The sequence below is a fragment of the Trichormus sp. NMC-1 genome (genome assembly GCF_001858025.1).
Classification (GTDB): Bacteria; Cyanobacteriota; Cyanobacteriia; order Cyanobacteriales; family Nostocaceae; genus Anabaena.
Window position 1 is genome coordinate 1,212,440 of sequence record NZ_LZQD01000001.1, and the last position, 20,729, is coordinate 1,233,168.

Genomic DNA, 20,729 nt, shown 5'->3' on the forward strand with positions numbered 1-20,729 from the left:
AAAAATTGAGATTTTATAACTGTAAAAATCTAATAAAAATGTAGGTTGGGTTAAGCGATAGCGCAACTCGACAAAGTTTTATAATTTTGGGTTATTCTCAACCCAACCTACAACTGTTACATAGTTAATTTAAACAGAAAAACGATAACCAAAACCCCGAATAGTTTCAATCGCTGTAGGAAAACCGCATTCTAATAATTTGCGTCGTAATAATCTTATTTGTGCAGCAACCACATTACTCACAGTATCACTTTCAAAATCCCACAATCTGGCGCGAATTTGTTCATGAGTTAGTATTTGTTGAGGATGCTGCATAAAATATTCTAGCAGTTGAAATTCTTTGGCTGTGAGGATAATAGGTGAAGAATTTTTACTATTTAAATTCACCAGTGAAAAATTACCGTAATCTAACATTAAACCATCTACTTGTAATTGTGGTGGTTGGAAATTTGGGGATCTTCTTTGTAATGCTCTTACTCGTGCTAATAATTCTTCCATGCCAAAAGGTTTAACAAGATAATCATCTGCACCCGCATCTAAACCCGTAACCCGATCATTCATGCTATCTCTAGCTGTTAATAGCATAATTGGTAATTTATTTTTTTGCGCTCTTAATCTTTTACATATTTCTAATCCTGATAACTTGGGTAACATCCAATCTAAAATCGCAATTTCATATCTTTGTGGTATTGTATTCAGATAATCCCAAGCCGTCTCTCCATCTTCTGCCCAATCTACTATATAATCACGCTGGGTAAGAGCATTATGAATGCTAACACCTAAATCATGTTCATCTTCAACTAATAATAAACGCATAATTAAAAATTGTTTTTTTGATCTAGTCAGTAGTTGAAAATTCTCAATATATCAAATTTCATCGTTTAAAAATTAGCATTTGATTACCAACAACTGGACTACGTGCTACTAGCTTATCTTGAAAATCAATAATTTCTAAATGGCTGAAATTTAGTTCTTGAGAACGTTGTAATATATCCGCAGCTAGTTTATCTTGTTGAGATTTTTCTAGCTCATACCAAACATCACTAATTTTGATAGTTAAATCACTGGTACGGAAATTGGCTTGAATAGATTTTATCAGTTTAGAAGAAATGCTTTCACTTTCGCTACTTTTTAAGGGAATACTGATGTCTGAAAACTGATTTTCAATAGCCGCAATTAAATCTTGCTCTGGTGTTAATTCTATAACTGGTGTTGGTGTAGGTTGGGGAATTGGTTCTGCTTCTGCTTCTTCCGTGGGTTCAGGTTCAGGTTCTGGAATTATTGTGGGTGCGGGAATTGGTTCTGGGGAAGCAGTTACAGTTGGTATGGGTGCGGGAACTTCCTCAACTGAGGGAAGAGTTGCTACTTCAACAGGTTTAGAAGTGAATAAAAATGCAGTTGTTCCCACTATTCCCACAGCCATTACCGCAAAAATTCCTGTCAAAACTGCATCTGACACATTATTTGATATATTTGATGGTAAAAATAAACGAAATGTCCTTAAAAATCCATCCCACCTATACAGTATCCTTTGTAAAAAATTGGGCTTCTTCTCAGCAGTAAGAGTCTGTTCAGTCTCCAGATTTTCCACAGTGGTTTCTAAAACCCCAATCGTTCCTCTCAAAATTTGGATAATTGTCGTCTTCCAAATTGGCTGATTTATCTGGTATTCTTGTTGGGAAGGCTGAGTTGTTTCCTCATTCCTTTGTTTCCGTCTGTTGTCTTGTGACATGAAACTTTTCCTCAAATTAGTGAATCAAAAACACAAAAAACAAATTTTGACTATAATCGTTTATTGTGCCATTTATTGGATTTCTTGATTTATGAAACTCAACCGTCGTCAATTTTTATTTTTAAGTGGAATAAGTAGCATTGCTTCAGGACTTATTACTTGGAAGTTAGGAAATCAAAATTCTGAAAATATTCTTGCGGAATCAGCAATCGCTGCAACCCCAAATAAAAAAGATTTACTATTACGTTTTGTATCTGTAGCTGATACCGGAACTGGTGCTAGAGGACAGTATTCTGTAGCTAAAGCCATGAATTTTTATCACCAGAAAAATCCATATAATGTAGTAGTTTTAGCTGGTGATAACATTTATAACAACGGCGAAATTGAGAAAATAAACGCAGTTTTTGAGCGTCCTTATCAACCTTTGCTGAAAAAAGGTGTGAAGTTTCATGCTTGTTTAGGTAATCATGATATTCGCACTGATAATGGTGTTCCCCAAGTTAAATATGCTGGCTTTAATATGAAGGGACGTTATTATACGTTTAGTCAAGATAAAGTTCAGTTTTTTGCTTTAGATACTAATGGTAATGCTGATTGGAAAAATCAGTTAGTTTGGTTAGAGAAAGAATTAAGTTTGAGTAAAGCTGATTGGAAAGTTGTTTTTGGTCATCATCCAATTTATTCATCTGGTCATTATGGGAGTAATTCCAATTTCATTAAAACTTTTACTCCTCTGTTTGAGAAATACAATGTTCAACTTTATATCAATGGTCATGAACACAATTATGAACGCACTCGTTCTATTAATGGAACTACCTATTTAACTTGTGGTGCTGGTGCGGGTAATCGTCCTGTGGGTCGTTCTGAGTGGACTGAATATTCAACTAGTAATTTGAGTTTTGCGGCTTATGATGTGTATGCAGATAGAATTGAGGTGAGTGCTATTGGTGTTGATAATCGTGTTTTTGATCGGGGTGTGATCAAGTTGAGAAGTGTTTAGATATAGAGTTTTTTTCTCACGCAGAGGCGCAGAGAGGAGGAGTTTGGAAGGAGGAATAATTGAGATGTGTTTAGGAAATTAATGGGGTTGAAGTTATGAGAGTTAAGCAGCTTAAAATGCAATCTTTTCGCGGTATTGGTGATTTGACGTTGGATTTTGATGAAAAAGAGCCAACGGTACTTGTTGGTATTAATGGGGTAGGTAAATCGAGTATTCTGGATTGTCTTGCTATTCTTTTATCTCGTTTTACCAGTGCTATTCAACATTCTACATCTTCTGGAAGGTTATTTAAAGAAGAAGAAGTTCAAAATGGAAAAAATGAAACTCATAATCAGATAATTATTTCTTTCGAGTCAGAAGAAGTTACTTGGTCTTTAACAAAGGTAAAAAAAGGACGGATTAAAGATACAAGTAGTAATCTATCAGCACTAATCAAGATTAGTGAAAATATAAAAAATAAATTATCATCATCTGATGAATATAATCTACCTACTGTAGTTTATTATTCTACTAATCGTGCAGTACTGGATATTCCTTTAAAGATTCGCACAAAGCATTCATTTGAACCTATAGATACATATGAAAATGCACTTATGGGAGAAGGAAGTGACTTTAGAATCTTCTTTGAATGGTTTAGAAAACAAGAAGATTTAGAGAATGAATTACGGCTAGAAAATAATACTGCTTATCGAGATCGACAATTAGAAGCAGTAAGACAAGCTATATCTTCATTAATAGCAAGTTTTTCTAATTTGCGTGTACGTCGTTCGCCAACTCTCAGAATGACTTTACAAAAGCATGGTGAAGAACTGATAGTTAATCAACTATCAGATGGTGAAAAATGCCTACTTGCAATGGTAGGAGATTTAGCTAGACGTTTAGCAATTGCTAACCCAGGTTTAAAAAAAGATCCACTTCAAGGTTCTGGTGTTGTTTTAATTGATGAAATTGAATTACATCTACATCCCAAATGGCAAAGAGAAATTATTCCTGCTTTAATTAAAACATTTCCAAATTGTCAATTTATTTTTACTACTCATTCACCCCAGGTAATTAGTGAAGTAAAACCTGAGAGAATTTATATTTTAGAAAAAACAGTTTCAGGTGTTATTATTAAACGTCCAGAAAGTTCCTTTGGAAGAGATAGCAATCGAATTTTAGAAGACTTAATGGATGTTCCAGAACGTCCACAGGAAATTAAAGAAGAGCTATTAGAACTTTTTCGGTTAATTGATGCTGGAAATCTAGAAGGTGCTAGACAATTACGTCAACAATTAGCTGAAAAAATTGGTGAAAGTGAACCAGATTTTGTAAAAGCAGATGTACTTATCCGTAGAAAGGAAATTCTTAAGCGATGAAATATATTGAAAAGGGTGAGGAACCAGAAATATTCACCAATTGGAAGGCTCAAGAAAATGATGATTGGAAACCTTACTGGAATACTAAAGATACTAATTTTCAAGCACCGGAAAAACCTGTAGTTCATGATGCTCTACTAATAGAACAAGGTTATATATGTTGTTATTGTGGAATGCGTATTTTTAGAACAAGGGGCTTGCGATTTAATAGTGTACCAATCAGATTTTGGATTTTTCTTTTTGATTCAAATTGTCTAGCTGGTATTTTATTTTTAAGCAAGTCCCCAACTAGCCATATAGAACACCTCCGTCCTCGTAGTAGGTATCCAGATTTGGCACTAGAATATACAAACTTCATGGCTTCATGTCAAGGAGAAGATGAGGAGGAACCTAGTATTCCCGTGCATTGTGGACACAAAAAAAAGGAGTGGTATGATGAAAATCTAATGGTTTCACCATTAGAACCAAATTGTGCAGATTTTTTTAAATATCCTGCATCTGGCGAAATTCTTCCAACAGATGATTTAGATAAAAAAAATGTTGCTGAAACAACAATACAACATCTTGCACTTGATATTAACAAGCTACGAAATTTGCGTAAGGCTGCAATAGATGCAGCATTATTCAATTTAGAATATTTAAGCGAGGAAGAAATACAGCAATTAACTTTGGGTTATGAATTACCTGATTCCAACGGACAATATACGCCATTTTGTTCTGCGATTATCTATGTCCTTAAGAGTTATTTTTAATCTAGTATAGTGTGCTGGTCATGTTATATAAAATCTCATGATTCTTGAAGCTGTGATGCTAAATATTAAACCGGGAATGGAGTCTGATTTTGAATTTACTTTTAAAAAAGCTGCTGCTATTATTTCATCAATGCATGGATATTTATCCCATGAACTTCATAAATGTATAGAATTAAAAGGCAAATATTTATTACTTGTTAAATGGGAAACTTTAGAAGCTCATACTGTGGGATTTAGAGATTCTGCTGAGTATCAAGATTGGAAGAAACTTCTCCATCATTTTTATGACCCGTTTCCCACTGTTGAACATTTTGAGGAAATTTAGAGCCAATATAATGATCAGGTTTATGATATCGTCCTAGCTTCAAAAAGCATCTATCTGTTAAAGTTGAATATTTTTAACTCCAAAAATTTCTCAAAAAGCACATAGACAACAAATCTATCAGTAATTATTCTATAATTCAAATAAAGAAGCGTGAACAATCTTCCTCTATTTCCGTCTTTGTTTAAAATAAACCTACAAGCAAAATTCAGGGTTTGCAATTAAGATAATGAATGTATTACTTATATATCCTCTGTTTCCAAAAAGTTTTTGGTCTTTTGAAAAAACACTGGCTTTGTTAGATCGAAAGGCGATGTTACCACCTTTAGGTTTGGTGACAGTAGCTGCAATTTTACCCCAAGAATGGAATTTTAAGCTAGTTGACCGGAATATTCGCCAAATCACAGAAGCAGAATGGGCTTGGGCTGATTTGGTGATTTTATCAGCAATGATTGTCCAAAAAGAGGATTTACTCGCACAAATTCAGGAAGCGAAACGACGCGGTAAGCGTGTGGCTGTGGGTGGCCCTTATCCGACAGCGTTACCCAATGAAGTCACAGATGTGGGCGCAGATTATTTGATCTTGGATGAGGGAGAAATTACCTTACCATTATTTGTAGATGCAATTTCCCGTGGTGAGTCTTCAGGAATGTTTCGTTCTGGTGGTGAAAAGCCAGATGTCAGCACTACTCCTATTCCTCGCTTTGATTTGCTGGAATTTGATGCTTATGCGGAAATGTCGGTGCAGTTTTCCCGTGGCTGTCCTTTCCAGTGTGAATTCTGCGATATTATCGTTCTTTACGGGCGCAAACCTCGCACCAAAACACCGTCTCAACTCCTCGCAGAACTTGATTATCTCTACGAATTGGGTTGGCGACGCAGTATTTTTATGGTAGATGATAACTTCATCGGTAATAAGCGCAACGTCAAATTATTCCTGAAAGAACTAGAACCTTGGATGGTTGCACATCATTATCCTTTCTCCTTTGCGACTGAGGCTTCTGTTGATTTAGCCCAAGATCAAGAATTGATGGATGCAATGGTAAGGTGTAATTTCGGTTCTGTTTTCTTGGGTATTGAAACCCCCGACGAAGAAAGCCTCGCTTTTACTCAAAAATTCCAAAATACACGAGATTCCCTCAGCGAAGCAGTATATAAGATTACACGCTCTGGGTTGCGAGTTATGGCAGGTTTTATCATTGGATTTGATGGCGAAAAAACAGGCGCTGGGGCGAGAATTGTGAAATTTGTGGAACAAACATCAATTCCCACCGCTTTATTTAGTATGCTCCAAGCCCTTCCTGATACTGCATTGTGGCATAGATTAGCAAAGGAAAACCGACTCCGCAGTAAATCTGCCAATATCAATCAAACCACGTTGATGAATTTTGTTCCTACAAGGCCTTTACCAGAAATCGCCAGCGAATATGTAGAAGCGTTTTGGGAACTTTACGAACCATCACGGTTTTTAGATCGTGCTTACCGACACTACCGCATTTTAGGCGAAGCAACCTATCCGAAAAAGGGGAAAGGTGCGAAAAAACCATTGAATTGGAAAGTACTACGGGCGTTTTTGACTATTTGCTGGCGACAAGGTTTATTACGTAATACCCGTTGGCAATTTTGGCGCAATCTGTGGAGTATGTACAAGCATAATCCTGGTGGTATCAGTAGTTATTTAGCTGTTTGCGCTCAAATTGAGCATTTCTTGGAATATCGTCAGATTGTGCGTGATGAAATTGAGGCTCAAGTGGCTGAGTTTCTGAAAGCAGAAGCACAGGTAAAGCTGGAAGAGGAAAAAGCAGAAGTTTTAGTTTAGGGACTTCCAAATAAAAAATCACCTAAATATTCCGTAGAACATAAGTATCTTATGTTTGGGGGTAGGCTGTTCGGCCTTCCCTCAGTCTGCATAATTGAAAATTAACAGGATAAGGTAACTGGGAATATGCGTAAAAAAGGGCTGCTAATTTAAACAGTTCGCCTAATTTGAAATGCAGTTCCAAAAATTCCTGTACAGAGGATTGACATTTAGTTCTCTTTATGAGAACATTGGGTTACACAAATAAGGACGTTGCAAATATGTTTGAAGTAAAAAAATTGAAATTACTAATAAATTATGAAAGTAATTGGCATCGAAAACCTATCTGAATTTAGTAAGATTCATCCAGATTCTGAAATTAGTCTTAATGTATGGCTTCAGACTGCTCAACAGGTAGAATGGAAACACATTATAGATGTAAGAGAAGTCTATCCACACGCAGATTTCGTAGAAGGCTACACAGTCTTTAATATAGGAGGAAATAAGTTTCGGTTAATTACTAAAATTACCTATAAAGTCAAGACTATTAAGATTGAAGATGTATTAACTCATAGTGAATATAATCAAGAAAAGTGGAAAAAATGACGAGTAATTAGAGGATTTCGCTTCTCAATAGTCCAATTACACTACTGAGAAGCTCATAAACATCTAGGACATGGCTTTGCCTTGTTCCTAGTGAAAACATTCTACCCTAAAGGGGGTTGTATATGACAACTACACTAAACAAGGAAGAATATATTAAGCTACTGGCTGAAACTGTACCACGTATAATTGACACAGAAATAGAGCATAAGCGTCTACTAAATGAAGTAGATAAGCTTATGGATTTAGGGGAAAATTTGACAGATGAACAAGCTGAAGTTTTACAGTTGCTAGTAACACTAATTGAACAGTATGAAGATAAACACTATCAACTAAAAGCCGCAACTCCTCTAGATATATTACATGAGCTAATGTCAGCAAGACAACTCAAACAAAAGGATATTGTCGAGATTTTTGGCTCAAAAGGTATTACTTCAGAAGTAATAAACGGTAAGAGAAGTATTAGCAAAAATCAAGCCAAAGCATTGGGAGAGTTTTTTCATGTATCACCTGCTTTGTTTTTGTAAGCAAATGGGGAAATAACTTAGTTAAGGCTTTAACCCCAAAAAATATACAAAAATCTCTACTCCACTCTTTGTAATTGTGCTACTCTGGGGTCAATAATTTTTTGTCCCAAACTAGCGAATTTAATCGCCACAGATATCTTATTTCCTGCTCCAAAAACGTGGGTTATTTCCCCAATTCCAAAGGATTTATGTAATACTCTCTCTCCTACTTGCCAATTTCCTGTAGTGTTTTGGTTGCTAGTTTTTGCAGATGTAGTTTTAGTAAAAGAGCGGCTAACTCTGTTTTGAGTAGTTAATAATTCTTCCGGTAATTCGTCGAGAAATTGCGATCGCATTGCGGGTTCTCTGGAACCATACAAACGTCGTTCTCTCGCGTGGGATAAAAACAACCGTTCTTGAGCGCGAGTGATACCCACGTAACACAGACGGCGTTCTTCTTCCAATAATGAAGGATCTTGTAGAGAACGATAACCAGGAAATAATCCCTGTTCTAAACCTACTAAAAATACTACCGGAAATTCTAATCCTTTGGAAGCGTGTAATGTCATTAAGGAAACTACTGTTTTTCCTTCCTTTAAATTATCTAAATCAGAACTCAGGGCTGCACTTTGTAAAAAGGCTTGTAAGGAAATATCTTCACCTTCATTTTCTTCTTGAAATTGCAGTGCAGCATTGTAAAGTTCCTGAACGTTTTTTACTCTATCACTAGCTTCATCTGTACCTTGATTTAGCAAGTCTTGGACATAACCAGAATCTTCTAATACTCCTTGAACAATCTCAGTAACGGGAACTTTAGAAATTTGTTCTTGCCATTTTTGAATCAACTTACCAAAGCTATTCACAGATTTTGCAGAACGTCCAGCTAAGGTATTTACTGATGTTTCATCACTTAATATCTCCCACAAAGTTGTACCTAATTGTTGGGAAGCATTCATCAAAGCATCAATAGTAGCTTTACCAATGCCGCGACGAGGGGTATTAATAACTCTTAATAAACTCACTGTATCCGCTGGATTATTAATTGCTCTTAAATAAGCGACAACATCTTTGATTTCTTTGCGGTCATAAAATTTCATTCCTCCTACAACTGTGTAAGGAATTTGATATTTAACTAATAATTCTTCAAAAGGTCTAGATTGAGCATTGGTACGATAAAGTATGGCAAAACTACCCCAATTCAATTCTGGATTTTGATGTTCTAAATTCCGAATTTGATTAATAACAAATGCAGCTTCTGCCATTTCTTCATCGGCTTTATGGCAATATATTTGTTCACCTGTATCTCTTGTAGCTTTAAGAATTTTATCAATCCGTTGGGTATTGTTTTCAATCAGTTCGTTAGCAGCTTGGAGAATATTTTCACAAGAGCGATAGTTTTCTTCTAACTTCACCATTGAGCGGGTATCGTCATCTGCTAAACCATCGCCAAAGTTTTCTTGAAACTCTAACAAGATGGTGAAATCTGCCATTCTAAAGCTGTAAATTGACTGGTCAGCATCACCCACAACAAACACAGAGCGATTTTGCCAATTCCATTCATTTTTACGTTCTTCACCGTTTGTTACTAAAAGCTGAATCAAATCGTATTGAGTGCGGTTTGTATCTTGATATTCATCCACAAGGACATGGCAGAATTTACGATGCCAATAACCTAATACTTGTTCATTTTGCTGAAATAATCTCGTAGGAACAAGGATTAAATCATCAAAATCAAGGGCGTTATTTTGGGATAATTTATCTTGATAGCGATTGTAAACGTCAGCGATTACCCGTCCGCGATAATTGGGTTGTTCCCGCTCAAATTCTTGGGGTGAAAAGCCTTGGTTTTTAGCGTTACTAATGGCGTAACGTACAGATTTAGGTTCAAACTTTTTACTATCGAGATTTAAATCTTTAGTCACTATTTCTTTGATGAGACTTTGCACATCGGATTCATCAAAGATAGAAAAGTTTTTATTCCAACGTCTGCCTTTTTCATCTTGGTATTTTTCGATATCAAACCGGAGAATGCGAGAAAATAAACTATGAAAAGTACCACACCACATATCTTTGATGTAAGTGCGGTAAACTTGTGATTTTAACTTGGTTTGTTCATATTCTGGTAATAAATCCAACTTTTTACCCTGTTGGCTAATTGCTAATTGTTCCGCAAATAGCCTTTGAATTCTATCCTTCATTTCCCGTGCGGCTTTGTTGGTGAAAGTCACGGCCAGGATATTTTCAGGATTGACGCGGTGTTTGAGAATCAAATTCGCAATCCGATAAGTCAGCGCCCGGGTTTTACCGGAACCAGCACCAGCTACCACTAATAATGGTCCGCAGTAGTGTTCGACGGCTTGACGTTGACTGGGGTTGAGATGGCTAAGGAAGTCAATTATTGTGGTCATGAATGTGTGAAAGACATTACATCTACCAATTGTAGCGATCGCTGGGAGTATATGAAACTTACTCATTGAGGACTTACGCTTTTATTATCAAAAAAACGTAGACCGATGAGCGTGTCACAGGTTACTGCAAAGGACGCAAACGGAAGTTGCATACAGCGATTTTGAGTAATTGAAATAAATAATCACCCAGATAAGCAAGTCAGATAGTTTGCAGGACAGATGTTGTTAGAGTTAGAAAGAAAAAAATACTAAAAAAACACGTGTATGCTATTTAGTATTCAATATTTTTTAAGATATAGTGATGAATTTCAGAGTTATAAATTACTGGTTTATAATAGGTATTTAAATAGCTGGTAATTTGAGGATCGGATCTCAAATCTCGATGAAAATAGTTCATCAAGATAACTTGTTCTGGTTTATAAATTTTCATAACTTCAAGTAGTGTTTGTTTATAATTATCTGATTTGCCAAATCTTTTTTTAGTGATTACAGCAACTTCTGGGGGTATCAGCAAATTTGTATGAATAGCAACCAAAGAATTATCAGTGTAAATCCAGTTGCTTCTATCTTTATATCTGAGAACTGATGAGATTAATTGATTCCACTGTGGTTCAGCTGTTTTCCAGGTTTTCCAGTGATTAAGATTAGTAGAATAATAGTTAAATTTTCTGTATGTTGTAAATATTGATAGAAAAACTATAGTTGCAGATATAATAATTTGTAAAATCTTGATTTGATAAATTTTCGCTAATGGAAATGAATTGTTCTCTTTCCATCCTAAAAATATTGATATAGTTGACCAATTAAGTCTTACTCTTAGACTTTTCCATCCCCACCAAAAAGAGTAACATGAAAGCCAGACTATAGGAATGGAAAACATTGGATAATAATGAGACCAAATTGGACGATGATTCCAAAATAATATAAAATCAGACAACAACCAGATTATAGGAATAAAGATTTTTCTAAAATCACTTACCTCAAAAAATAGAGCTAAAAACAAGCTAACAAAAGCCAAGATAAATATAATTCTGTCAAGCCCATAGGCAAATTTAAACATTGTTGGAATATCTAAGTTTTCATAAATTTTTTCTTGAAAGTGAGGCATGAACAATTGTTTAAACGGAAATGGACGCGCAGACCAAACTACTAAACCTATAGATGTTAATAATCCTAATAACCAAATGACGACATTAAAAAAATTTTTTTTGATTTTCTGAATTTTAAATAAGTTGATAAATTCGTCTTTTTCAACGAATATAGTGACTATAGCCACGGGAATTAATATCAATACCCAAAACTTTATTTGAATTGCTAATCCTAACAAAAATCCTGAAATTATTAAATTTATTTTTTGACCAGAATTTTTATTTATAAATCTAATCAATAAATAAAGACTCAAAACTCCTAGGGAAAGAGAGGGAATTCCCTGCATTACAGAACTAGAAAGCTTAATAAAATCTTTGGAAAATAATAAAATAAAGACAGCTAATATTGAAGTTAATTGTCCAAAATATATAAAAATAATTCTTTTGAATGTAAAGAGTAATATCAGAGAAAATAGCAAGGTTAATTCCCTTGCTCTAGCTATAGATTTACCGAATACATCAGTCCATATACTGAGTAAGTAAGTATAAAAAGGAGGTTGATCACTCCAAATTGATTGGTAAAGAGGATAGCCTTTTTGAAATAAGAATGTTTTGATTAATTCAAGCCCTTCATCAGTATTAAAACCTATTACTTCTTTATACGGCATATAGAAGTATAAAAACATAGCTACGATGGAAATTGTGGCAATATCTAAAAAAAGGTTAATACGCAAGCGTTTCTGCAATATCATTTGGAACACCGTAAAAAATATGTTGCAAATAAGCGAATACAAGTATTATACTACTATAAGAATAATTACTACCATAATTATTCTAAGATCAGTGTAACAAAAACTATAATATTATTGTCTTCTTAATAACTGTGTCAGTGTGAGGTTATTGAATGCTGGCTGGATTGCTTTTTACATCCTTGGTGCTGATTTTTCTGGTTTTTCACAATTCTGAACGAGATTGGCGCAGTTCTGTGTTATCAGCGGGAGTTGTCTGGGGAGTATTAGTCACATTTTTTACTGAATTCTTGAGTTTGTTCCAAATAATCACATTTGGCTGGATATTAGCCCTCTGGTTGCTAACTAATATGACCTTGGGGTGGATTTATTATCGACTAATTAAAACAGGAAAGAGAAGACTCTATCTCCCCCAAATTCCCAAAATAACTCCTGTCACTCTGGTTTTATTAGTTGGAGTAACTTTTATTATTGCCACTGTCAGTTTAATTGCTATTGTTGCCCCGCCCAATAACTGGGACTCTATGACTTATCACATGGCGCGGGTAGTTCATTGGATACAAAATCGCCACCTTGCTCACTATCCTACCTATTACTCAGCCCAGTTAGTTCATCCACCTTTTGCAGAGTTAGCAATTTTACATTTAAAAATTCTCAGTGGTGGGGATAGATTCGCCAATTTAATACAAGCTTTCAGCATGATTGCTAGTATAATTGGTGTATCATTAATTGCGAACCAGATGGGAGCAGATCGACGTGGGCAAATTTTGGCTAGTGTTTTCTGCGCTACATTACCGATGGGTATTCTTCAAGCTTCTAGCACTCAAAATGATTATGCAGTTTGTTTTTGGGTAGTTTGTTTAGCCCATTATATTTTATTAACTTTACCCTATAGAAATCCGCCCATAAACTTAACTCTAGGTATCGGTGCTAGTTGTGGACTGGCTGTTTTTACCAAAAGTTCTGGTTATATCTATGCTTTTCCTTTTATGGTTTGGTTTTTTCTCTGGTATGTCAATCAGATGCGCTGGAAAATGTGGAAACCAATCTCTATTATTAGTGTAATTTTCTTGAGCTTGAACGTTAGTCATTATTTACGTAATTTTAGTTTATATGGAAGCCCTATCTCAGCAGCAGAATATTCTATAGACTATAAACCAGAAATATACAGCATACCTACTTGGATTTCCAATATTATCAGAAATCTGTCTCTTCATGCTGATATAGTTAGACATTTAGGACTGCAAGGTATTATTGAGCCAACTATCGGCAAAGTTGCCAAATTAATTACTATAATTCATGGTTTTTTAGGTGTAGATATAAATGACCCTCGGATAACACACCCTCCCAACTCATATACTGGTGTTCCTGGTCTTTCTTTTGATGAAAATGTAGCTGGAAACCCCTTACATTTATTACTTATTTTCTTAGCTATAGGTATTTTTATTTGCTATAAAAAACTTAGAAATAATAGAGAGGTAATGATTTATATTTTATGTTTAATTTTTAGCTTCTTACTTATTTGTTGGATGCTCAAATTCCAACTATATCAAAGTCGGCATCATTTAACTATTTTTGTCTTGTTTTCAGCTTTTGTTGGTCTGGTTTTTTGTCAAATATGGAATCGCCATATTATTACAATAATAGCGGTGATTCTTTTAGTAACATCTATGCAATTCTTATTTCTTAATAAAATTCGACCCATTGCCGCAGAAAAAAACATTTTTAACATTACTAGAAATGAAATATATTTTAACCAACGGACTCATTTGATCAAACCTTATTTTGATGCTACCAATTTCATAAAAACTACAAGCTGTACTGATATAGGATTATCTTTAGGATCTGAGAAAGTACCTGATGGTAGTTATTGGGAATATCCTTTTTGGATTTTATTAAATGAAAATCAAAATCGAGTATATAAATTTAAGCATATTTTAAATCCCGATAATTTTTATGCCCTAAGACCAGAAATGTATCCTTATAAAGATTTTAAACCTTGTGCCATTATTGCGGTGAGAAGAGACAAAGAGCATCCATTAACAACGCTGAATTTTGAAAATACAAAATATGTAGAAAAATGGTCATTAAAACCAATTACTATTCTCATGCCTCAGTAGGTTTGTTGAAGACTAGGAATCTTTATTTATGCTAAATTGGAAAACTGGTTTTGCCTTACTGATGGTTGTATGTTTGATAGCTACTGGAATAGTAGGATATTTTTTGGGGGGAATTGATCCAAATCTAATTCAGTTTTGGTTAAAAACGGCAGGAATATGGGCCCCTGTTATTTATATATTTATCTATGTGGTGGCAACAATTTTAATTTTGCCTTCAACAGCATTAAATCTCACTGGGGGAGCAATTTTTGGGCCTTGGATGGGGACATTTTGGACAAGTATTGGGGCGATTATTGCCGCGATTGCCGCCTTTTTCTTTGCAAGAACAATAGGACGTGAAATGGTTTCTCAGCGACTAGCAGGACGTTGGCAGGCTATAGATGCCGAAGTCCAGCAAGGAGGAATATTTTATATGTTTGCTATTCGTCTGATGCCAATTATGCCCTATGGATTAGTAAATTTTGCAGCGGGTTTGACATCAATCAGTTTCAAAGATTACCTGATTGGTACAACTTTGGGAACAGTACCAGGAATCTTGCCCTTTGTCATGTTGGGTAGTTCCGGGTTAAAGGCTATCCGTACTGGCGATGTTTTGCCATTAGTTAGTGCTTTGGCATTGATTGGAATGCTCGTTGGCGGTTCTACTTGGTATCGTCGTCGTCGCTCTTTTCCATCTCGTAAAAAACGTTAGTTAATATATAATGTATAGCTCAAGTATGCTACCTAAATATTCTTTTCTCGTCCCGATCTACAACGAAGAAGAAAACATTTACGAAATGTATCGTCGCATTTCCCTGGTGATGGATCAGATGGATAGTTCAGTAGAATTATGTTTGATTAATGATGGTAGCCGCGATCGCTCTCTACAAATGATGCGCGAATTACACCAAAAAGATCCGCGTGTAGTTTACTTGAGTCTGGCACGGAATTTTGGCCATCAAATTGCTGTAACAGCAGGTTTAAATTTTGTTCGTGGACAGGTAGTTGTCATCTTAGATGCCGATTTACAAGATCCACCAGAGTTGATTCCGGAAATGGTAGAACTATGGCAGCAGGGATATCAAATTATCTACGCTCAACGGACAAAACGCCGACAAGAAGGTTGGTTTAAACGCTTTACGGCTTATACTTTTTATCGTCTTTTGAAAAGTCTTGCAGATGTGGATATTCCTACCGATACCGGAGATTTTTGCCTATTAGATCGCAAAGTTGTCGATATACTCAATGCTATGCCAGAAAGAAACCGCTACATTCGGGGATTACGATCATGGGTAGGTTTCAATCAAACAGCTATCCGTTTTGAAAGAGATCCCCGTTTTGCAGGTGATGTTAAATATACATTTCGCAAATCCTTAGCACTGGCAATTAACGGGTTAGTTTCTTTCTCCAAAGTACCGCTGCGGCTCTCGACTTATTTAGGATTGTTCGCTGCTCTGGTTTCACTATTTATGTGTCTTCTGGTTTTGTACTGGCGAATTTTTATCCCCCATTCCCCTTTGACTGGAGTCACTATTATCCTGATAGCGATCTTCTTCTTAGGTGCAGTGCAACTAATTAGTATTGGGATCTTAGGTGAGTATATCGGGCGTATTTATGAAGAAGTTAAACAAAGACCTCTTTATACGCTCTCAGAAGTAGCAGGTTTTAATGATCAACATCAGGAGACTCAACAACAGGTGAGTGTCGCAGAATAAGAATTACCTTATTCTTCAAATTTGTTTTCCAGAACGCCAACGCCTAATTAAAACAAGTATTCGAGAAAAGAAAAGTTTCAAAAAAGCGCTTCGACTGTGCCAATCACTGTATTTACCTAATAAATACCACAGACCTGATGGAGAAAGCCATAAACCTTGAACACTTTCTAAGTGTCTGGCTACCTCAACTCCATCAAAATAATCTGCTAGAGGCTTGATCAATTCCAAACTAGAAGGTAATGTATTCGGACAGGCAGATCGGTCGCTATGGGCATTTGCCCAACTAGGTTCTGTACCTGTATTGTATGTTTTAGCTTCGGGATGTCCGAATCCGATATTATGTACCAAAGATACCATTGGTGTTATATGTATATATCCCTGATGTAAAGCCGCTAAAGTTAGGGTAATCACCCAATCTTGTTTGTTTTCTGTTTCTATATAAAATTGATTAGTAATTGTATATTTTGTTTGTTTGGTTGCAGGAATCTGATAGAAATGACCGAAAGGGTTATAACCTTGGGGATGATTAGCAAGATTTAAATTTTGCCAACGATCTGCCCATGTTGCTAAACCCAAAGCAAATACTCGTCTTGATACCATAAAATCTGCTGTGATCATTTCCCGTATTTCACTGGGAAAATTGGCGTAGGCTGTGATTGAAAATACTTGAGGACAGTGACGATAAGCTTCTAATAGCCGACACATCCTATCGTAAAAATAAGGATTGGGAATAGTATCGTCTTCTAAGTAAATAATAGCAGGATAATAGGATAAAGCCTCTGTGATTGCATAGATAGCGTGTGCATCACAACCTAAATTATGTTGCTGGTTAATAATTTTAACAGGAATAGTCTGAGAAAATTCGGTTAATAATGTCATGCACTCTGCAATGAGAGGCTGATCTTTTTCATTGCGTGGTCCATCAATAAAAGCCAAAATCTGCGATGGACGCAAAGTTTGTTGAGCTATAGCTGGAAGAAATTGTTCGAGAAGATCGGGACGGGTAAAGGCGAGGAGAACAATGGGTGGTAATTGCTGAGGCAGTGATATTTCTTCTAATAAAACTGGCAGTTTTTGGTCTTGGTTGATGCTAGAAATTACATTCTTATTTTTATTATTAATTTCATCTATATTCATCATTTTCAGGGTGTTATTTTAATTAATGTTTATTTTGGTAATAATTATGTCTAAAAAATACCTCAGCAGACAAGAAAAACCTTTCCAGAAAAGCTGGTTTTAAAATCGGAGAATAGTGCTTACTATATGTAACAAATATATCACCAAACCAGTTCTTTGTCTAGATATGGCAAACCCAAGAAAAAATGGGTGTTGCGAAACTTAAGTATAAAATTTTATTGCTATAGTTAATTATTAAAGCTCTTCCCTTTGCTGCGATCGCATCTTGAAACCCTGAAACCACTTTGATGTCATAGCCTCCACTACTTTTTCCCCAAACCCTTGTTGTTGCTCTGCTTATTCTTGAACTGTCAAGGGTAGACGAATAGTAAAAGTAGAACCAACACCAAGCTGACTCTTGACAATAATTTCACCCCCCATCATCTGGCAAAAATGACGGCTAATTGCTAATCCTAAGCCAGTACCACCATATTTTTTCGTAGTTGAGGTATCCCCTTGTATGAAGGGTTGAAACAACTGCTGCTCTTGACTGGGTGACAGTCCAATACCTGTATCAGTGACAGTAAAACTAATCACATTTAAAGAAGTTTCTGTCAGCAGGTTTGTTTTTTCATTCTTAACCGTCAGTGTGACTTTACCGTTAGTTGTAAACTTGGCAGCATTACTGAGTAAGTTTAATAATACCTGTCGCATCCTTGTCTGATCAGCGTACATCATCCCTAGTGGTTCATCGCAATCGATGACTAAAGTGTTACCATTTTTTTCGATAGCTGGTTTAACTGTGTGAACAACGTTGTGAATCAAAGTTATGATTTCAAATGTCTCTGGGTAAAGAGTCATTTTCCCCGCTTCAATTTTTGACAAGTCGAGGATATCGTTAATTAATTCTAGTAAATGTCTCCCAGCCGAATTAATAGTTTCTAAATCAGCGATAAAGTCTGGAGATACACCAAGATCATCAGCGTCATCTTGTAACAATTGACTTAAACCAATAACTGCATTGAGCGGTGTACGTAACTCATGGCTGACATTTGCCAGAAATTGGCTTTTGGCTTTACTTGCAGCTTCCGCTAATTCTTTTGCTTGTTCTAGTTGTTTGGTTCGCTCAGATACTCTCTCAATTAAGCGATTTAGAGATTTAGCAAGTAAGCCAATTTCATCATCAGTGGTGATAGGAGCGCGTAAATCAAAATTAGATTTTCTAGCCACCTGTTCAGCTACTTGAGTTACAGTAATTACAGGTTCTGCGATCGCTCGACTAGTACGCCATGCCACAACAGCAGCTATAGCCACTGATACCAGCATACTGACGATAACAATTAATCTCTCCACAAATCTCGCTTGCTCTACATCTCTCTGTCGCTCCTGCGCTTGCATTTGAGCAGTGCCGAGAATATTAGTCAATTTTTCTGACAAACTCTCTAGCTGCATGGCTGTTTCACCACGCATAATTTTCAGTAACTGCTCTCGCGCTGAGGTAACTTGTTGTGGCTTTCCCTCTTGAGCGTCAAGTTGCTGCAAAACAACATCAATTTGATTAATATAGGATTTTAAATTAATTGAGTAATCCTGCAATAAATTCTCTAAAGTTGCACTGGTTGCGGCTAATGTCTGAGGCTTACTGTTTATATAGCCGGCAATGTTTTGCTCTAATTTCTGAGCTTGAGAAACAGAATAGAGAAATGCAGCTTTTTTCTTACGTAGTTTTTGTGTATCTTCCAACACAGCTACTAAGCTAGAGCTATGCAATTGCGCCCCAACTACCGCATTTTTATAATTATTTAGTAATTGTCCTTGCTCATTGGCTTGATTAAATTGTCTGACTTCTCTTCCCCGATAATAATTGGCCAGTACCAATCCCGTCAGGGAGCCAAAAAAGCCAATACCAATAGCCACAAAGTATCCATAACCAATTTTTTGATGGATGCGCCAAGAACTGGCTTTGAGTTTCCCACGGGAGGGAAATTCTATAGTCGGTAATTCATCTGTTTTTGGCTCTTCAGTTGACACTTTTTTGCTTTGTAAACTTTTGTCCACAAGGGTGGGCTTTTGATCTGGCATCCTTGCAATCTCTTTACTCACATCTTCTTGCACTATTATCAATAAAGTAGAGTGAGCATTACTCACCTTACGAAATTATCAGGTTTTTGGGTGGGAATTTTAGCAATAAGATGATGGTGCAAGATCAGAGTTAATCAATCCAAAAATCTCACCAATCAAGTCTAGCCTTTATCATCATTGCTAATCTCAAGAAGATTAACTTTATTTTCTTTGATAACAGGACTAAATCATTTGTCTATCTTATATAGTATAGGCTTATACTGGAAATTTACTTAGGGGGAATTGATCGAGGGGTTGCCGAATCGCTTAATTGTCATACTCTACTCATACAACTCATACACAGAAAGACTTTCAACTTTGTTAAGAGTTTCCTACTATGGTGTTGAACAAATTTTTTTAGCTAAAATGCATTAAATATCATAAAAGTGACTTTATGTCTAGTCTCTATGAACAGACAATCAAATTGTTACATATTAGTATCAATATGAAAAAGTTAATTGACGAATGCGGCTGAAGATAGCTTTAATATCAGATAAAATCAGCGTTTAGACTGGTATGAGTGAGAGGTAGACTGATTTTTGCATGATTTATGCTTCGATGAGCAAATTACATGACATGGGATCATCACAACCTGAGAATTCCAGTTAATTTACAAAACCAAACTCAGAAATCTGATGTTAATACATCCTGTTACCTTTTGACTTCTATCCTCATACTGGCTTTCTACCCTGTAGTTGATGCAGTGGAGGTAATGGGGCAATTATGGTTATGGGATACTAAAATCCCTTTGTAAGCTCAACCCAATCATGCTGATGCTAGGATCAATTACCTACTCAACAACCTTATGGTTGGAATTGTGCGGATAAAAAACTCAACTGTCAAAATTATGGAAGTGAAAATGCAAGAACCGGAATACACAGAAACCAAGCCAAAAGAAACAACAATCCCAGATATCAACAGCCAAACAGGAAGTATTACCAAACTACAGCCCCCTGTACAGTCTCAAGAGCAATGGCTGAAATATGGACAACAAGTTTCTGGCTTTTTAGGCACATTACCTGACTATATAGGCAATTTCTTTAATCAATACAAGCAGCCTGTAGTTACGCTGGGATTATTGATCACGACAATTGTGGCAGTTAAGGTACTATTGGCTGTTCTAGATTCTCTCAATGATATTCCTTTGGTAGCACCTACCTTTGAGTTGATTGGTATTGGTTATTCTGCCTGGTTTGTATATCGCTATTTACTCAAAGCTTCAACTCGGCAAGAGTTAACTAGTGAAATTACTACTCTCAAATCACAAGTTGTTGGCCAAGAAACTTCAGAATCTTAACCAATTCCCAATTCAAAATTGCACTGTATTTTGAATTTTTAAAACCCCCGCAAGGGGGTTGATTA

At 36.0% G+C, this 20,729-nt stretch carries 17 protein-coding genes; 11 read left to right on the plus strand and 6 right to left on the minus strand.

The features are described from left to right. Positions 1–129: 129 nt before the first annotated feature. Together rppA and A9Y75_RS05490 are read right to left on the minus strand one after the other, a co-directional pair. Positions 130–816 carry a two-component system response regulator RppA gene (gene rppA / locus A9Y75_RS05485; RefSeq protein ID WP_071188515.1) on the minus strand — a complete coding sequence of 229 codons (687 nt, stop codon included), beginning with the start codon at positions 814–816 and terminating at the stop codon, positions 130–132. A 58-nt stretch (positions 817–874) separates the two neighbouring features. Next, positions 875–1,732 carry a hypothetical protein gene (locus tag A9Y75_RS05490; RefSeq protein WP_071188516.1) on the minus strand — a complete coding sequence of 286 codons (858 nt, stop codon included), beginning with the start codon at positions 1,730–1,732 and terminating at the stop codon, positions 875–877. Between the two features lie 91 nt (positions 1,733–1,823). On the opposite strand from A9Y75_RS05490, the gene A9Y75_RS05495 reads away from it, so the two are divergent. From A9Y75_RS05495 to A9Y75_RS05525, 7 genes are all read left to right on the plus strand, one after another. Then, the gene (locus tag A9Y75_RS05495; protein ID WP_071188517.1) at positions 1,824–2,732 is read left to right on the plus strand and encodes a metallophosphoesterase; all 909 of its coding nucleotides are present in this window, start codon (positions 1,824–1,826) and stop codon (positions 2,730–2,732) included. Positions 2,733–2,827: 95 nt separating this feature from the next. After that, positions 2,828–4,090 carry an AAA family ATPase gene (locus A9Y75_RS05500; RefSeq protein ID WP_071188518.1) on the plus strand — a complete coding sequence of 421 codons (1,263 nt, stop codon included), beginning with the start codon at positions 2,828–2,830 and terminating at the stop codon, positions 4,088–4,090. Continuing rightward, entirely contained in the window at positions 4,087–4,842 is a 756-nt protein-coding gene (locus tag A9Y75_RS05505) for a retron system putative HNH endonuclease (RefSeq protein WP_071188519.1), read from the plus strand. Before A9Y75_RS05500 ends, A9Y75_RS05505 begins: the two co-directional genes overlap by 4 nt. A gap of 37 nt (positions 4,843–4,879) precedes the next feature. Further along, positions 4,880–5,167, plus strand: coding sequence for an antibiotic biosynthesis monooxygenase (locus A9Y75_RS05510; RefSeq protein WP_071188520.1), 288 nt, complete (start codon positions 4,880–4,882; stop codon positions 5,165–5,167). Positions 5,168–5,393: 226 nt separating this feature from the next. Then, on the plus strand, positions 5,394–6,983 hold the full coding sequence (locus A9Y75_RS05515; protein ID WP_071188521.1) for a B12-binding domain-containing radical SAM protein: 1,590 nt from the start codon (positions 5,394–5,396) through the stop codon (positions 6,981–6,983). Positions 6,984–7,280: 297 nt separating this feature from the next. After that, positions 7,281–7,568: a type II toxin-antitoxin system HigB family toxin gene (locus tag A9Y75_RS05520; RefSeq protein WP_071188522.1), complete on the plus strand. Its 288-nt coding sequence runs from the start codon at positions 7,281–7,283 to the stop codon at positions 7,566–7,568. A gap of 122 nt (positions 7,569–7,690) precedes the next feature. Then, positions 7,691–8,092 (plus strand): transcriptional regulator, encoded by a 402-nt coding sequence (locus A9Y75_RS05525; RefSeq protein ID WP_071188523.1) that lies wholly within the window; start codon positions 7,691–7,693, stop codon positions 8,090–8,092. Between the two features lie 56 nt (positions 8,093–8,148). On the opposite strand, the gene pcrA is transcribed toward A9Y75_RS05525, so the two are convergent. Both pcrA and A9Y75_RS05535 read right to left on the minus strand, forming a co-directional pair. Then, on the minus strand, positions 8,149–10,479 hold the full coding sequence (pcrA, locus tag A9Y75_RS05530; protein WP_071188524.1) for a DNA helicase PcrA: 2,331 nt from the start codon (positions 10,477–10,479) through the stop codon (positions 8,149–8,151). Between the two features lie 271 nt (positions 10,480–10,750). Then, entirely contained in the window at positions 10,751–12,313 is a 1,563-nt protein-coding gene (locus A9Y75_RS05535; RefSeq protein ID WP_236721331.1) for a glycosyltransferase family 39 protein, read from the minus strand. A 158-nt stretch (positions 12,314–12,471) separates the two neighbouring features. Here A9Y75_RS05535 and A9Y75_RS05540 point away from each other — a divergent pair, with 158 nt between their 5' ends. The 3 genes from A9Y75_RS05540 to A9Y75_RS05550 are packed head-to-tail and all read left to right on the plus strand — an operon-like array spanning position 12,472 to position 16,130. Then, positions 12,472–14,436 (plus strand): 4-amino-4-deoxy-L-arabinose transferase, encoded by a 1,965-nt coding sequence (locus tag A9Y75_RS05540; RefSeq protein ID WP_071188526.1) that lies wholly within the window; start codon positions 12,472–12,474, stop codon positions 14,434–14,436. 28 nt (positions 14,437–14,464) lie between these two features. Then, positions 14,465–15,127, plus strand: a complete 663-nt coding sequence (locus A9Y75_RS05545) for a TVP38/TMEM64 family protein (RefSeq protein WP_071188527.1) — start codon at positions 14,465–14,467, stop codon at positions 15,125–15,127. A 25-nt stretch (positions 15,128–15,152) separates the two neighbouring features. Beyond that, on the plus strand, positions 15,153–16,130 hold the full coding sequence (locus tag A9Y75_RS05550) for a glycosyltransferase family 2 protein (protein WP_071188528.1): 978 nt from the start codon (positions 15,153–15,155) through the stop codon (positions 16,128–16,130). Between the two features lie 15 nt (positions 16,131–16,145). On the opposite strand, the gene A9Y75_RS05555 is transcribed toward A9Y75_RS05550, so the two are convergent. Further along, positions 16,146–17,267 (minus strand): sugar transferase, encoded by a 1,122-nt coding sequence (locus tag A9Y75_RS05555; protein WP_236721332.1) that lies wholly within the window; start codon positions 17,265–17,267, stop codon positions 16,146–16,148. A 336-nt stretch (positions 17,268–17,603) separates the two neighbouring features. Further along, positions 17,604–19,328, minus strand: a complete 1,725-nt coding sequence (locus A9Y75_RS05560) for an ATP-binding protein (RefSeq protein ID WP_071188835.1) — start codon at positions 19,326–19,328, stop codon at positions 17,604–17,606. Between the two features lie 898 nt (positions 19,329–20,226). On the opposite strand from A9Y75_RS05560, the gene A9Y75_RS05570 reads away from it, so the two are divergent. Beyond that, on the plus strand, positions 20,227–20,664 hold the full coding sequence (locus tag A9Y75_RS05570) for a CAAD domain-containing protein (protein WP_071188836.1): 438 nt from the start codon (positions 20,227–20,229) through the stop codon (positions 20,662–20,664). Positions 20,665–20,729: the final 65 nt, after the last annotated feature.

What these genes read in the sequence shown, in the direction of transcription:
- rppA (WP_071188515.1), bottom strand. Translation starts at nt 816, where the DNA reads ATGCGTTTATTATTAGTTGAAGATGAACATGATTTAGGTGTTAGCATT.
- A9Y75_RS05545 (WP_071188527.1), top strand. Translation starts at nt 14,465, where the DNA reads ATGCTAAATTGGAAAACTGGTTTTGCCTTACTGATGGTTGTATGTTTG.
- A9Y75_RS05490 (WP_071188516.1), bottom strand. Translation starts at nt 1,732, where the DNA reads ATGTCACAAGACAACAGACGGAAACAAAGGAATGAGGAAACAACTCAG.
- A9Y75_RS05550 (WP_071188528.1), top strand. Translation starts at nt 15,153, where the DNA reads ATGCTACCTAAATATTCTTTTCTCGTCCCGATCTACAACGAAGAAGAA.
- A9Y75_RS05495 (WP_071188517.1), top strand. Translation starts at nt 1,824, where the DNA reads ATGAAACTCAACCGTCGTCAATTTTTATTTTTAAGTGGAATAAGTAGC.
- A9Y75_RS05520 (WP_071188522.1), top strand. Translation starts at nt 7,281, where the DNA reads ATGAAAGTAATTGGCATCGAAAACCTATCTGAATTTAGTAAGATTCAT.
- A9Y75_RS05515 (WP_071188521.1), top strand. Translation starts at nt 5,394, where the DNA reads ATGAATGTATTACTTATATATCCTCTGTTTCCAAAAAGTTTTTGGTCT.
- pcrA (WP_071188524.1), bottom strand. Translation starts at nt 10,479, where the DNA reads ATGACCACAATAATTGACTTCCTTAGCCATCTCAACCCCAGTCAACGT.
- A9Y75_RS05505 (WP_071188519.1), top strand. Translation starts at nt 4,087, where the DNA reads ATGAAATATATTGAAAAGGGTGAGGAACCAGAAATATTCACCAATTGG.
- A9Y75_RS05525 (WP_071188523.1), top strand. Translation starts at nt 7,691, where the DNA reads ATGACAACTACACTAAACAAGGAAGAATATATTAAGCTACTGGCTGAA.
- A9Y75_RS05555 (WP_236721332.1), bottom strand. Translation starts at nt 17,267, where the DNA reads ATGAATATAGATGAAATTAATAATAAAAATAAGAATGTAATTTCTAGC.
- A9Y75_RS05570 (WP_071188836.1), top strand. Translation starts at nt 20,227, where the DNA reads ATGCAAGAACCGGAATACACAGAAACCAAGCCAAAAGAAACAACAATC.
- A9Y75_RS05540 (WP_071188526.1), top strand. Translation starts at nt 12,472, where the DNA reads ATGCTGGCTGGATTGCTTTTTACATCCTTGGTGCTGATTTTTCTGGTT.
- A9Y75_RS05510 (WP_071188520.1), top strand. Translation starts at nt 4,880, where the DNA reads ATGATTCTTGAAGCTGTGATGCTAAATATTAAACCGGGAATGGAGTCT.
- A9Y75_RS05500 (WP_071188518.1), top strand. Translation starts at nt 2,828, where the DNA reads ATGAGAGTTAAGCAGCTTAAAATGCAATCTTTTCGCGGTATTGGTGAT.
- A9Y75_RS05560 (WP_071188835.1), bottom strand. Translation starts at nt 19,328, where the DNA reads ATGCCAGATCAAAAGCCCACCCTTGTGGACAAAAGTTTACAAAGCAAA.